Annotated in this window: 10 protein-coding genes; 5 read left to right on the top strand and 5 right to left on the bottom strand. The window is 64.0% G+C overall.

The genetic code is table 11. The annotated features are described in order from the left end of the window. Positions 1-2: 2 nt before the first annotated feature. Genes HJ583_RS11845 through HJ583_RS11860 form a run of 4 tightly spaced genes read right to left on the bottom strand, consistent with a single transcriptional unit; the run spans position 3 to position 4,815 of the window. Positions 3-674 (bottom strand): cytochrome b/b6 domain-containing protein, encoded by a 672-nt coding sequence (locus HJ583_RS11845; RefSeq protein ID WP_170022129.1) that lies wholly within the window; start codon positions 672-674, stop codon positions 3-5. Continuing rightward, complete coding sequence (locus tag HJ583_RS11850) at positions 667-1,635, bottom strand: cytochrome c3 family protein (protein WP_170022130.1); 969 nt, start codon at positions 1,633-1,635, stop codon at positions 667-669. Before HJ583_RS11850 ends, HJ583_RS11845 begins: the two co-directional genes overlap by 8 nt. 23 nt (positions 1,636-1,658) lie before the next feature. Continuing rightward, complete coding sequence (locus tag HJ583_RS11855) at positions 1,659-3,821, bottom strand: MtrB/PioB family decaheme-associated outer membrane protein (RefSeq protein WP_170022131.1); 2,163 nt, start codon at positions 3,819-3,821, stop codon at positions 1,659-1,661. 16 nt (positions 3,822-3,837) lie between these two features. Continuing rightward, positions 3,838-4,815 (bottom strand): DmsE family decaheme c-type cytochrome, encoded by a 978-nt coding sequence (locus tag HJ583_RS11860; protein WP_235943839.1) that lies wholly within the window; start codon positions 4,813-4,815, stop codon positions 3,838-3,840. A gap of 340 nt (positions 4,816-5,155) precedes the next feature. Here HJ583_RS11860 and HJ583_RS11865 point away from each other — a divergent pair, with 340 nt between their 5' ends. Then, positions 5,156-6,400: a TIGR03862 family flavoprotein gene (locus HJ583_RS11865; RefSeq protein WP_170022132.1), complete on the top strand. Its 1,245-nt coding sequence runs from the start codon at positions 5,156-5,158 to the stop codon at positions 6,398-6,400. Between the two features lie 94 nt (positions 6,401-6,494). Here the strand turns inward: HJ583_RS11865 and HJ583_RS11870 are convergent, their stop codons facing one another. Beyond that, positions 6,495-7,007: a hypothetical protein gene (locus tag HJ583_RS11870; RefSeq protein WP_170022133.1), complete on the bottom strand. Its 513-nt coding sequence runs from the start codon at positions 7,005-7,007 to the stop codon at positions 6,495-6,497. 265 nt (positions 7,008-7,272) lie between these two features. Between HJ583_RS11870 and HJ583_RS11875 the strand changes: the two genes are divergently transcribed. The 4 genes from HJ583_RS11875 to HJ583_RS11890 all read left to right on the top strand — a co-directional run bounded on the left by HJ583_RS11875 (position 7,273) and on the right by HJ583_RS11890 (position 14,298). Beyond that, positions 7,273-9,252 (top strand): UvrD-helicase domain-containing protein, encoded by a 1,980-nt coding sequence (locus HJ583_RS11875; protein ID WP_170022685.1) that lies wholly within the window; start codon positions 7,273-7,275, stop codon positions 9,250-9,252. 403 nt (positions 9,253-9,655) lie between these two features. Further along, positions 9,656-10,867, top strand: a complete 1,212-nt coding sequence (locus tag HJ583_RS11880; protein ID WP_170022134.1) for an efflux RND transporter periplasmic adaptor subunit — start codon at positions 9,656-9,658, stop codon at positions 10,865-10,867. 105 nt (positions 10,868-10,972) lie between these two features. Next, the gene (locus tag HJ583_RS11885) at positions 10,973-12,922 is read left to right on the top strand and encodes a MacB family efflux pump subunit (RefSeq protein ID WP_170022135.1); all 1,950 of its coding nucleotides are present in this window, start codon (positions 10,973-10,975) and stop codon (positions 12,920-12,922) included. A 2-nt stretch (positions 12,923-12,924) separates the two neighbouring features. Continuing rightward, positions 12,925-14,298: an efflux transporter outer membrane subunit gene (locus tag HJ583_RS11890; RefSeq protein WP_170022136.1), complete on the top strand. Its 1,374-nt coding sequence runs from the start codon at positions 12,925-12,927 to the stop codon at positions 14,296-14,298. Positions 14,299-14,350: the final 52 nt, after the last annotated feature.

Consider the following 14,350-nt stretch of genomic DNA (forward strand, 5'->3'; position numbering starts at 1 on the left):
GGCTAATGCTCATGCCAGCCGGTAATCATGGTCTTGAATGTCGAGCTGATCTTCTTGCCGAAAGTGCACAGATAGACATGCGCGATCAGGAAGGCAAGCACGATGCAGGCCGAGGCGTAGTGCAGCACCGCGACCGGCAGCAGGCCATCCAGACCGAACATTTCGCCCGGTGCGAACTGTGGAAACATGAAGATCAGGCCGCTGCCGACCAGCACGGGCATGACCAGATAGATCATGAACCAGTAGGTGATGGCCTGCAGGGTGTTGAAATTCTCTTCGCGGGTGACCGGGTAAGGCTCGGTCTCCCCCTTGAATACGCCCCACAGGTAGAAACGGGTCTGCTTGAGGCAGCGCTCGAGGATGCCTGGCGGGCGGGGCACGAACTGCCACCAGTTGCCGGTTACGGCGTTGGCGACAACGAAGAAAATGTAGAGAACGACGAGCAGCAGGCCGGCCACGTTGTGGATGCGCACGGCCAGCGAGAATTCGATCAGCGGAGCCTTGCCGCCCGCAAAGTGCAGGCTGATGCCGGTGGCGATCAGGGTCAGGATCAGCAGGGCATTGCACCAGTGCCAGATGCGCACCCAGCCCGGCAGGATGTAGATCCGACCGCCATCTTCCGGATGGCGCCGGTCAGCGTGCCGGCGTTCGCCGTGGCGATGCTCTTCAGTCATCCTTCTTCCTCCGGCGCAGGGTGTGCATCAGCACGCGCAGTGCGGCATGGACCAGCACGCCGAGCAGGGTCAGGGCCACCAGGCCGATCATCACGGAATCCAGGGCCAGATTGCGCGTGGCGCCGATGACGTAGTTCTCGCTGAGCACGACGCTGTTCATGAAGCCGAGCTTTTCCTGCTCCTGCTTGGCCAGATGGCGGTAGAGCCGCACTTTCAGGCTGGTATCCGCACTGTGGCAGCTTACGCATTTGCGCTCGGCACGATCCTTGTTGAGGATCTCGTGGGAGAGCATGTCGCCGCCGAGCGGGGTATGGCATTCCACGCAGCGCACGGCTTTCCAGTGGGTGCGCGCATTGGGCAACCAGTCGTGGATCTCGTCGATCGGCGGACGGACTTTTTTCTCCGGCGCGAAGCGGGCAAAGGTCTGATCGGAGTCGTGGCAGCCGAGGCAGATGCGGTTGTCCTGGGCGACGATCTTGCGCGCCTCGTCCTGATTCTTGGCGACCTTGATCGAGTGCAGGTCATGGCAGGTGGTGCAGCTGAACTTGTCGGCGAGGTGCTTGGCGTGGACCGACTTGTCGAACTCGGCCTGGATCTTGTCGGCTTTCTTGGCGTGGCAGTCTTGGCAGGTCGAAGTGTTGTCCGCCGCGTCTTTCTCGTGCGGGAAGTCGTCGTAGCCTTCGTTGTGGCACTTGGTGCAGGCGAATTTGCCGTGGTCGGCATCTTCGAAGGTCGGTTTGTCGACCAGCAGGCCGCGCAGCTTGGCCAGATCGAGATCGGCTTGCGGCGGGTGGGCCAGGCCTTCCTGTGAATGGCAGGCAAAGCATTGCTCGTTGGCCAGCTTGGCCTTGGCGATGGCCTCGGGTGAAGGGCCGGCGGCCAGGGCTGCAAGCGGCAACAGCAGCCCGACAAGGGCCACGCCAAGTCCTCTGATCAGGTATTTCAGTCCGGCATCGGGCATAAGTTGTTTTCGTGAGCGGCTGACTAGCGGAAAGTGTAGATGTAGTGGATGCCGATGAAAGCCGAAGTCTGCTTGTCTTTTTGCGTGATAGTTGTGCCGTCGATCAAATTTGGGCTTGTTGTACTGCAGCCGGTGCAGGTCTGGGTGCCGGAGGCGTAGGAGAAATCCGAGCCATCGGCCAGCGTCCAGCTCCAGTCATTGCTCTGCCAGCGCTCGTAGATCAGGTCGAAGCGGATGGCTGAACTCCTGTCGAGGGTATAGCGGGAGATCAGCTTGAAGCGCATGAGCTTGCTGGTGACGTCGGGCAGGGGGCCGCTGACACCGGTGGGGTAGGTCGTGCCGGTGCCGCTGAGATTCAGGGTCTGGTCGAAGCGGCTGGTGTTGTTGAACAAGTCGAAGCCGAAGCTGGTGTCAATTTTCGGCGCCAGGCGTGCGTTCAGGTTGAAGCCGAAGGAGTCGCCCCGTTCCTTGAGGTCGGTCTCGCGCACGGCGTTGGCGGCGCCGCCGCTGGCCTCGCGGAAACCGCTGGCCTTGGTGCCGGAGGCATCACGGGCGTACCAGCTGGACAGGTTCCAGTTGTCGTTGATGGCATAGCTGGCGTCCACCGCATAGACCTGGCCGCTGCCTGAGCTGGCGCCATAGAAGCGGTCGCCCTGCGGGTAGTCGTCACTGATGTGATCGACGCGGAACTGCAGGGTGAGTTGCTCCAGCGCATCCCAGTCCAGCTTGGCGCGCCACTTGTTGCGTTTGCGGTCGGAGATATGGATGGGGTTGATCTGGTTGGAATAAGGGCTTGTGCCGTCGGCGGCGCTGTAGTTCGAGCCATCACGTTCGCTGTAGAAATAGGCGAGGCTGCCAGCGATGTTTTCGCCCATGCTGCGGCGCAATTCGGTGCGGTAGGTGATCTCGTTGAGGGTCTCGCGGAAGGGCACGTATACGGTGCCTGCCACGGGGGTGGAGCGCTGTTGCCCGGAGTAGTCGACACCACCGGTGAGGCTCAGGCTCAGGGGCAGGCGGTAGTTGGCTTCGAGCTTGCCGGTGTTCTTGGTGTAGGAGTAGGGCGTGTTATAGACGCTGGCCACCCCCGTACTGCTGTTGCCGACGTAGCCTGCCAGTGGCGTTTGGTCATTGACGTCGTAGTAGCGCAGGCTGCCGGTGAGGGTGAGTTTGGAGGTCGGGCGGGAGGTCAGCCCCAGCTGCGCAAGGGTGGTGAAGACCTTGCCGTCGAGATGCGAAGGCGCGTAGGCATAGGGTGCATTGGCACTGGTGAGGTCGTAGGAGGGGATGCGTTCGTCCTGCGTAGCCTGCGAATAGGAGAGTTTGAAGGTTGCGCGCGTTGTCGGGCCGAAGCCATAGCCGCCGTTCATGAAAACCTGGTGTGCCTGGTTGCTGAGTGGCTGGGACAGGGGGGTCACCGAAGCGAAGCTGGCGCTGGTGCCGCCACTCACGCCGCTGAGCGTTTGCAGGGTCTGGGTGTTGCGATTGTCATACCAGCTGCCGGCATAGCCGCCGGAGATCTGCAGATTGCCACCGGTGTACTGGAGGATTGTGTCGAGCTGGCGGATCGTGCTGTCGATGGTTTCAGCGGAGAACTGGGGGGCGCTGCCCCAGCCGGTCATGCGGGTGCCGGTCTTGTCCTCGTTCTTGAAGTCCACCTTGAACTCCAGGCCGGGTACCAGACTCCTGAAGCCACCGAGGCGGAACAGCTCGCGTACGGTGCCCAGCTCGACTTCGCGTGACGGGCTGGCGCCGAGGGTGGTGCCCATGGTGACCCGGTTGCTGCCAATGCCCTGCAGGGGCGTGTTGATGGTGTAGGGGTTGTCGTAGGGCGTGCGGACGTATTCGAAGAAGCCGCCACCGCGGCCCTGACGGAGGTAGTCCACACGCATTTCGCGCGTATCAAGGAAGAGGTTGGTGGTGCGCAGCAGCAGCCAGTCGCCCTTTTCATCGTCACGCTGGACGAGGTTGAAATCCAGCCCGCCGTAAGCGCCCTTGTTGCGCATGCCGTCATACATGCCCTGATGGGGGCGGGCATTCGACCAGTAGCCCGCGCCTGCCGAGATCGTGCTGGCCGGCCGGGTCAGCTCGGTGTAGGCATCGCTCTCTTCGGCCGAGGCGGCTCCGCAAGTGCTGATCGCGGCAAGGAAGACTGTGCTGAGCCTGAACATCCTGGGTTGGGCTTTCATCGTTCATCCCTCCTGCTCAGCGGCGGAAGCGGCCAGCCGTGGCGTTGTTCACGGTGCTGTTGCCACCGTGGATGTTCGTGTGGCAGTTAAGGCAGCCACGTGCCACGCTGCCCATGGCGCTGGTTGATCTGGATGGTGCGGTAGGCAACCCGGCGGCCTGGCCGGGGTGACTGGTGTGAGAGTGGCAGTCCTGGCACAGGAAGGGCACGCGCTCCTTCAGCAGGCTAGCGGAGTTGGTGCCGTGCGGCTGGTGGCAGATGCCGCAATCCTCGGTGACGGGCTGGTGGTTATGCACGAAGGGCCCGCGCTTCTCCATGTGGCAGGTAAAGCAGGTGTCATTGGTGCTGCTCTTGGTCAGGAGCTTGGGATTGTCGTCGTGAACGTTGTGGCAGGAGGTGCAGCTCATCTTGCCTTCCACAATGGGGTGGTGCGAGAACTTGTTGACCTGGCTGCGTTGCTCCTTGTGGCAGCTGAAGCAGACTTCCGGCTGGGTCTGCTTGGTGAGGACCTTGTCGCGCGGGGTATGCACCTTGTGGCAGTCATTGCAGGCCACGCCACTGAGCTGGTGCTGGCTGGTCGGCCAGTTGTTGTGGTTGGCGCCGCCCTTGTGGCAGCTGAAGCACTGCTCGGAACGGCTGTGTTCGTCCGTCAGTGCGTAAGCGCCCTTCTTGAACACCACGTCCGTTGCCGCCCGCTTGCCGCCGGAGGTCGACTTCAGGTGCTGCTGGCTTTCGCCGTGGCAGGCCTGGCAGGTCGGGGTGCGCGTGTCGGCTTTCATGCCGTGCCGGGTCTGGTTGATCGACAGCACTGGCACTGCTTCGTCCTCGTCGTGGCAGCGCGTACATACAGCGTCGCTTCTGGCGGCCTGCTCGGCCGTGCGGGAGGAGAGCGCGCTGGCGCTACCCAGATCGGGCAAGACCGGTTCGGCCGCCGCCAAGTCTGCGGCGCCCACCAGGCTCGCCAGCAGTACACAGATGCCCATCAGTTTGCGCATGCTCGTCATTTGTCCGCCCCTCACCTCAACGCCGCGCAGATGTCCGTCCGGACATTCGCCTGTCACCGCTGCTGTTGTCCGCCCTGTTTTCGCGCCTCTGATGGCGGATTCGGACGGTAATAACTTGCAAGACCACGTAAGTTCTTATCAAGACACGCCCATGAACTATAGGAATGCCCTTGCCCTAAAGCAGGGAATTTTTTACAGACCCTGCAAGGCGTGTTGTTTTTTGTTAACAGCCCCCTGACGAGCTCTGTCTGCAGCCATTGCGGCCAAAGTGCTGCGGGCTTGAGGGCTGGGGCTAGAATTCGCTGCCCCGTTTGATCCGCCACAATCGCGCATGCCCCCGAATCCTCTTCCTTCCTGTCGCCTTGCCATCATTGGCGCCGGCCCTGCCGGGCTGATGGCGGCTGAGCAACTGGCCGCGGCCGGCCATGCTGTCGAGGTTTTCGATGCCATGCCCTCGGTGGGGCGCAAGTTCCTGATGGCTGGCAAGGGCGGCATGAACATCACCCACTCCGAGCCGCTGCCGGATTTCATCGCTCGCTACGGTGCGCGTGCGGACTGGCTGGCGCCGCTGCTGCAGGATTTCGGCCCGGAAGCCCTGCGGGCCTGGATTCATGGGCTCGGCGTGGACACCTTTATCGGTAGCTCCGGTCGCGTTTTCCCGACTGAAATGAAGGCCGCCCCCTTGCTGCGGGCCTGGCTGCATCGCCTGCGCGAAGCGGGTGTGGTCTTCCATGTGCGGCATCGCTGGCTGGGCTGGACCGATTCGGGCGACTTACGCTTTTCGACGCCGGAGGGCGAAGTGCGGCGGAACCCGGCCGCCACGTTGCTGGCCCTGGGAGGGGCGAGCTGGCCGCAACTGGGCTCGGACGCGGCCTGGCTGCCCTGGCTGGCCGCGCGCGGGGTGGTGATCGAGCCCCTGCAGCCGGCGAACTGCGGTTTCGATGTGGGCTGGAGCGAATACTTCCGTGCGCGTTTCGTCGGCGAGCCCCTGAAGAACGTGGTGGCGCGCTGCAGCGGGCCGGATGGCCGCCTCTGGCAGCGTGCCGGGGAGTGTCTGATCAGTGCCACGGGCATCGAGGGCGGCTTGATCTATGCGCTGTCCGCGCCGCTGCGCGAGCACTTGCGGGTGGAGGGCCGTGCTAGGCTGGCGCTGGATCTGCTGCCGGATTTCAGTGCTGAGCGGGTGGCGACCGAGGTCGCCCATCCACGCGGCGCCCGCTCGCTCTCGTCCCATTTGCAGAGCCGCCTGGGCCTCAAAGGCGTGAAGCTGGGCCTGCTCTACGAATGCCTTGGCAAGGCAGCGATGCAAGATCCCGTGCAGCTGGCAGCTGCGATCAAGGCCTTGCCGCTCGAACTGGTGGCGCCACGACCGATTGCCGAAGCCATCAGCACGGCTGGAGGCATCCGCATCGAGGAATGCGATGCGAACCTGATGCTGGCCCGGCTTCCCGGGGTGTTCGTGGCCGGCGAGATGCTCGATTGGGAAGCACCTACCGGCGGCTATCTGCTTACTGCGTGCTTTGCGACTGGCCGGACGGCCGGGCAGGGCACACTGCGTTGGCTGGCCGGGTGTTGAGCAAGCGGCCAGCGGCCGCCGCTCGAACGAGAAAAAGCCCTGCCAGTTTTCACTGACAGGGCGCAGGGTGCTACGGGAGGAACTGAAAAGCTTCTTAAGTGGGGCTCTGGCCGCGCAGCATGGCGTTGGCCTTGATGCGGTCCAGATCGGCCTGCTCGCGCCCTTCGCGCGAGCTACGCATGGCGCGATACCACTGACTCATGGCGGCGCGGGCGGCTTCCGGGCCGTTGGCCTGTTCAAGTGCATCGATCACGTCGATGGCCGTCACCCCGAGGCTCTCGCGGGCACGGCTGACCATGAAGTCCGAAGCACTTTCCCAGCCGCCGGGCAGATCCGGGTCAGCCATATTGTTGATACGTTCGGCGAGCGAGGCGGGCGGGGTCTGGCCGGCTTCCTCTATCAGGCCGCGCTGCATCAGCTCATGCAGGTCGGCGGCCACGTTGCGGTCCGGCACCATGCTGCCGAGGGTAAAGACGGTGCGCTGGCCGTCCGCCAGCAGGAGCAGGCGGCGCAAGCCGGCGGGCAGGCTGGTATCGTGATTGGCAATCAGGCGGGCCCCGAAGCTGCTTTTGCGGGGCACGAAATCGTTGGGGAAGACGCTGGACATCCGGAGCTCCTGAACAAAAATGTGTGACAAAAGTCACTTAATTGTGCGAAGCAGCAGAGCGATAGCGAATAGATAAATTCGATTTGTGCCGGCGAGCACGACGAGCGGTTTATTCCTGCCCAAAAACAAATTCAAGTGACTGATTTATAATGAAAACAGACCGAAGGGCAGGGTGTGTCGGCGGGCTTTCCGGCGCCTGCTTCGGCCTGCCCAGAGGGGTTGGCGGGCTACAATGGCTGCCTTCGTTTCACCGGTTGTTGTTCCGATGCTGTCCCACCTGAATCCTCCCCAGCGCGAAGCCGTGAAGTATCTCGACGGCCCCTGCCTCGTGCTGGCCGGGGCCGGCAGCGGCAAGACGCGCGTGATCACCCAGAAGATCGCCTACATGGTGCAGGAGTGCGGGCTGGAGGCGCGCAACATCGCCGCCATCACCTTCACCAACAAGGCCGCGCGCGAGATGCAGGAGCGCGTGAGCAAGTTGCTGGACGCCCGCTCTGCCCGCCAGCTCACGGTGTGCACCTTCCATGCGCTGGGCGTGCGCATCGTGCGGCAGGAAGCCAAACTGGTCGGGCTCAAGCCGCAGTTCTCGATTCTCGACACCTCAGACATTCACCAGATCCTCGCCGAGCTCTCCGGCAACGCCGACAAGGCCATGCTCAAAGGCATCCAGTGGGTCATCTCGGGCTGGAAGAACGCGCTGATCACGCCGGGCGAGGCCGTAAAACTGGTCAACGACGAGATGAGCCATGCCGCCGCCAAGATTTACCCGGCTTACGAGAAGACCCTGCGCGCCTATCAGGGCGTGGATTTCGACGATCTGATCGCCCTGCCGGTGCGCCTTTTCGACTCCGAGCCGGAAGCGCTGGAGCGCTGGCGCTCCAAGCTGCGCTATCTGCTGGTCGATGAGTATCAGGACACCAACAAGGCCCAGTACAAGCTCTTGCGCCAGCTCGCCGGCGAGCGCGGCGCCTTTACCGCCGTGGGCGACGACGATCAGGCCATCTACGCCTGGCGCGGCGCGGATGTGGAAAATCTGCACCTCCTGCAGCGTGATTACCCGCAGCTGCGCATCATCAAGCTGGAGCAGAACTACCGCTCATCGAACCGCATCCTGAACGCGGCCAACACCCTGATCGCCAACAACGAGAAGCTCTTCGAGAAGAAGCTGTGGAGCGAGCACGGCCTTGGCGAACCGATCCAGATCAGCATGGCGCGCGAGCCGGAACATGAAGCCGAACTGGTGGCGATGAAGCTCACCGCGCACAAGTTCGAGTTCAAGACAGCCTTCTCCGACTACGCCATCCTCTACCGCGGCAACCATCAGGCCCGCGTGATCGAGCAGAAGCTGCGCAGTCATCACATCCCTTACGTGATGTCCGGCGGGCAGAGTTTTTTTGATCGCGCCGAGATTCGCGACCTGCTCTCCTACCTGCGCCTGATGGCCAACGAGGATGACGATCTGGCCTTCATCCGCGCGATCACTACGCCGCGTCGCGGCGTGGGCGCCGCCACGCTGGAAGCGCTCGGCAGCTACGCGGCCACGCGCGGCAGCAGCCTGTTTGTTGCTTCTTTCGAAGAAGGCGTGAGCGAGCATCTGGCGGCGCGTCAGCTCGAAGGCGTGCGCAAGTTCGGCGGCTATATCAAGGAACTCGCCCACCGCGCTCACAAGGAGTCTGCCGGCGTGCTGCTCGAAGAGCTGCTGCGCACCATTGGCTATCAGGCCTGGCTGATGGAGAGTTGCGAGGTCAAGGAAGCCGAGACCAAGTGGCGCAATGTGCGGGATTTCGTCGACTGGCTCAGCCGTAAGGGCGATGAAGACCAGAAGACCCTCCACGATCTGGTCCAGACCATCGCCCTGATCAACATGCTCGACAAGGGCAATGAGGACGAGGCCGATGCCGTGCAACTCGCCACGCTCCACGCCAGCAAGGGGCTGGAGTGGCCGCATGTGTACCTGATCGGCGTGGAAGAAGGCATGTTGCCGCATCAATCGAGCATTGATGAGGACAAGATCGAGGAAGAACGTCGCCTGATGTACGTGGGCGTGACCCGCGCGCAGAGGAGTCTCACCATCACCGTGTGTGAGACGCGTCGCGTGGCCGGTGAGCGCAAGCTGGTCGACCCCTCGCGTTTCATCGACGAGATGGGCGATGGCCTCAAGCGCGCCGGCAAGGACGACGCGCCGGTCAGCAAGGAAGAGGGCAAGGCGCGCTTTGCTGGCCTGATGGCAATGCTGCAGAAGTAATTCCATTTCCAGACCTAGTGCAGCGTTTTGCTCTTCTTGCGACATAAAAATGCGTATTTCTCGCCGATATTTCGTTGAAAATCCGCGCAATAGCTCGCTATTGCTGTGGTTTTCGCCTCGTTTCGACGAGAAATCCATCGTTTTTATAAGTCGCAATCTACGCGAAACACTGCACTAGCCTGTCTTTGTCGACTGGCTTGCCGCACTCCAGCACTGATCTGCGCCTCGTCTTCGCGGCATCCTTGGCCTGAAAATGGAGTCAGTGCCACATTTCCTGACCCTTCCTTGACCCTTCCTTGACCTTTCCTTACCCGCGGTTAGCAGCACTTAACCCAGGCTGCGGGAATAATGAGCCTACTTTCCTCCGTCATGCGCCGGCCGTCCGCCGGCTGCCCGCCTCATCGTGAAAAACCTTCCCTCAAGCTGGTTCCGCCTGCGCAACGTCGTGCTGGTGCTTGTCGCCCTGCTGCTGCTTGGCGGGCTTGCCGCTTACTTCCTGGCGCCGCCGCCGCGCCCGTCCTACCTCACCGCGCCGGTTGCCAAGGCTGATCTGGAAGACGCCGTGCTGGCCACCGGTACCGTGCAGGCCTACAAGCAGGTCAACGTGGGCGCCCAGGTCTCTGGGCAGATCAAGCGTCTGGCCGTGAAGTTGGGCGACAAGGTGGCGGCCGGGGATCTGATCGCCGAGATCGACTCGCTGACCCAGCAGAACACCCTGCGTAACGCCGAGGCCGCGCTGCAGAACACCCAGGCCCAGCTGGCCGCCAAGCAGGCCACCCTGAAGCAGGCAGAGTTCGCCTTTCAGCGCGCCGACCAGCTCCTGAAGCAGGATGCCGGCTCACGCGAGAGCTTCGAGGCGAGTGAGGCCACCCTGAACGCCACCCGCGCCGAGATCCGCGCGCTCGAAGCCCAGATCGCCCAGGGCAGGATCAGCGTCGACACTGCCCGCCTGAACCTCGGCTACACCCGCATCGTGGCGCCGATGGCCGGTACCGTGGTGGCCCTGATCAACCAGGAAGGGCAGACGGTGAACGCCAACCAGAGCACGCCGACCATCATCAAGCTGGCGCGCATGGATACCGTGACGATCAAGGCCCAGATCTCGGAGGCTGACGTGACCCGCGTGAAGCCAGGCCAGAAGGTGTATTTCACGATTCTCGGCGAGCCGAGGAAGCGTTACAGCAGCACCCTGCGCGCGCTCGAGCCGGCGCCCGATTCGATCAGCACCGACTCGACCACCAGCAGCACGACCAGCACTACCTCCACCAGCACCGCGATCTACTACAACGGCCTGCTCGACGTGCCCAACCCCGACGACAAGCTGCGCATCTCGATGACCACTCAGGTTCGCGTGCTGCTTGAAGAAGCCAAAGATGCCCTCAGCATTCCCGCTGTGGCGCTCGGCGAGCGCGGCAAGGACGGCCTCTACGGCGTGCGGGTGCTGGGCGAGCGGGGCATGCCGGAAATGCGCCAGGTGAAGATCGGCATCAACAACAAGACCAATGCCCAGGTGCTCGCAGGCCTGAGCGAGGGTGAGCAGGTGATTCTGGGCGAGGCCACCGCAGATACGCCGACCTCTACCACGCGCCGCCGCATGGGCCCGCCGCCAATGTAAGGGAACGCCGGAAATGGTTCTGGTGGCCTCGTCGCGCCTGGCCAGAACCGCTTCGTATCACTTCGCCCCACTTTGCAGCGCTTCCTGGATACGCAGGCCATCAGCATGAACACCCCTCTTCTCGAACTGCAGGATCTCTGCCGCGATTACCCCGCTGGCGAAGGCAAGCTGCGCGTGCTCGACCAGGTCAATCTCGCCATCCATGCCGGCGAGATGGTGGCCATCGTCGGTGCCTCCGGCTCTGGCAAGTCGACCCTGATGAACATTCTCGGCTGCCTCGATCGGCCCACTGAGGGCAGCTATCGTGTGGCCGGCCGCGCCACCGGCAGCCTCGCGCCGGACGAGTTGGCGCAGCTGCGCCGCGAACACTTCGGTTTCATCTTTCAGCGCTATCACCTGCTGGCTGATCTGGATGCTCAGGGCAACGTCGAGATCCCGGCGATCTACGCTGGCCGCGCGCGGCGCGAGCGCCACCAGCGCGCCCGCCAGATCCTTGAGCGTCTGGGGCTCGCCGATCGTCTCCACCACCGCCCCGGCCAGCTCTCCGGCGGCCAGCAGCAGCGTGTGTCGATCGCGCGGGCGCTGGTCAACGGCGGTCAGGTGATCCTCGCCGACGAGCCGACCGGTGCACTCGATACGCATAGCGGCCAGGAAGTCATGGCGGTGCTCAAGGAGCTGCACGCCGAAGGCCACACGATCATCATCGTGACCCACGACATGCAGGTGGCGAGCCATGCCCAGCGCATCATCGAGATCAGTGACGGACGTATCACGGCCGACCGCAGCAGCGCGCCAGCCGTAGCGGCCCGTCCTGCGCCGCCGCCGGTGCCTCCCGTCGCACGCCCGTGGCTGGCGCTGCGTGACCGCCTCGGCGAGGCCTTCCGGATGGCGCTGGTGGCGATGGCGGCGCACCGCATGCGCACCTTCCTGACCATGCTCGGCATCATCATCGGTATCGCCTCGGTGGTGTCGGTGGTGGCACTGGGGCAGGGTACTCGGGCCAGTGTGTTGAAGGACATCGCGGCGATGGGCACCAACACCATCGACGTCTATCCCGGCGCTGGCTTTGGTGACATGCGCTCGGGTGCAGTGCGCACCCTCGTTTCGGCCGATGCCGAAGCGCTGGCCGAGCAGGCTTATGTGGACAGCGTCACGCCCAGCGTATCCGGCTCCAAGACCCTGCGCTTCGGCAACATCTCCGCCAGCGGCAACGTCAATGGCGTGGGTGCCCAGTATTTCCGCGTGCGCGGCCTCGAGTTTGCCGAGGGGCGGGCCTTCGACAAGCAGAGCGAGGAGGAACTGGCGCAGGACGTGGTCATCGACGAAAACACCCGCAAGGCCCTCTTCGGCAATCAGCGCCGGGTCGTTGGCGAGGTGATCCTGCTCGGTGCCTTGCCGGCGCGGGTGGTGGGCGTCACCAAGAAGAAGGAAAGCGGCTTCGGTAACAACGACAGCCTCAACGTGTGGGTGCCCTACACCACCGCCCAGGCTCGCATCCTCGGCCAGTACTACCTGAAGAGCATCACCGTGCGGATGAATGACGGGATCTCCACCGCCGCCGCCGAGCAGGGCATCAACAAGCTCATGCTGCTGCGCCATGGCCGCGAGGATTTCTATCTCTTCAACTCCGACAGCGTGCGCCAGACCATCGAGAAAACCACCGCCACCATGACCCTGCTGATCTCGGCGATTGCCGTGATCTCGCTGGTGGTAGGCGGCATTGGGGTGATGAACATCATGCTCGTGTCGGTCACCGAGCGTACCCGTGAGATCGGGGTGCGCATGGCGGTTGGCGCGCGTCAGGGCGACATCATGCAGCAGTTCCTGATCGAGGCTGTGCTGGTGTGCCTCGCCGGCGGCGTGCTCGGCGTGCTGCTGGCGCGCCTTGTCGGCGTGCTGGTCAGCCAGTTCGCGCCGGATTTCCAGATGCTCTACTCCACTGCCGCCATCATCGCCGCCTTCGGCTGCTCCACCCTGATCGGCCTGATCTTCGGCTTCATGCCGGCACGCAATGCCGCCCGTCTCGACCCGGTCGATGCGCTGGCGCGGGAATGAACATGAACTTCAAGCGTACCTCCCTCTCCGCCCTGATCGCCCTGAGCCTGCTCAGCGGCTGCGCCAGCCTCACCCGCACGGACTACCAGACGCCTGCCGCTGAGGTACCGGCGCAGTGGCAGCATGCCGGCGCAGCCGCGCCGCAAGCCGAGCCGGCCCGCTGGTGGCTGGCCTTCGGTGATACCCGCCTGAATGCTCTGATCGAGGAGGCGCTGGCGCGCAATCCCGATCTCGCCGCTGCCGCCATCAAGCTCAAGCGTGCCCGCCTGCAGGCCGGCCTCAGTGCGGATGCGCTGAACCCGGTGCTTTCCGCGAGTGCCAGCGATACGCGCGGCCAGCAGCTGCGTTACGGGCAGGAATCCACCCGCAGTGCCACCGGCCGCCTTGCATTGAGCTGGGAGGCTGATCTGTGGGGCAAGCTCGCACATGCCCGCGATGCCGCAGACTGGGAAGCGCTGGCTACCGCACAGGATCGCGAGGCGACCGCGCTGTCCCTCACCGGCAGCGTTGCCAGCCTGTACTGGAAGCTGGCTTGGCTGAACCAGCGCATCGATCTGTCCAGGCAGAACATCAGCCATGTCGAAACCACCCTCGCCCTGGCCCTGCGCAAGTTTGAGGCCGGCTCGGTGTCGAAGCTCGATGTGCTGCAGGCCGAGCAGGATCTGGCCAGCCTGCGCGCCAGCCATACCCAGCTGCTGCAGCAACGCGAGGAGAGTCGCAGCGCCTTCGCTTTGCTCTTCGATGGCGTCAGCAAGGATTTCGCCGAGCCGGCGCATCTGCCTGAAGCGGCTTTGCCGGCGGTGGATGCCGGCCTGCCGGCGAGCCTGCTGGCCCGGCGCCCGGATCTTGCCGCGGCCGAGCTGCGCCTGCGCAGCACGCTGGCCACGGCTGACGCCACTCGCGCCAGCTACTACCCCGGCCTGAGCCTCACCGGCTCGCTCGGCACCAGCAGCACCAGCCTGCTGCAGCTGCTGAACAATCCGATTGCGGGTGTGATGGCCGAACTGAGCCTGCCCTTCCTGCAATATCAGGAAATGAAGCTCAAGAACGGGGTGGCGCGGGCGGATTACGAGCTGGCCGCGCTGCAGTTCCGCCAGAGTCTGTATGCCGCGCTGGGCGAGGTGGATACCGCCCTGTCGGCGCGCAGCCAGTACCGGGCCCAGGGCGAACATCTGGAGCGCTCGCTGCGCGCAGCCGAAGCCGCCGAGAAAATCAACGAGCTGCGCTACCGTAGCGGGGCCATCCCGCTGCAGACCTGGCTCGATTCACAGCAGACACGCCGCAGCGCCGAGGCGGCGCTGGCCGACAATCGTTACAACCAGTTCGCCGCGCACGCCAGCCTGAGCCTCGCGTTGGGCGGCAACGCGGGCCTGTAGGGCCGGCTTCAGCCGGCTGGGCCCGAGCAGCGCAAGAGGACTGCGGCTGAAG

Source organism: Uliginosibacterium aquaticum, from assembly GCF_012972705.2.
Taxonomy (GTDB): domain Bacteria; phylum Pseudomonadota; class Gammaproteobacteria; order Burkholderiales; family Rhodocyclaceae; genus Uliginosibacterium; species Uliginosibacterium aquaticum.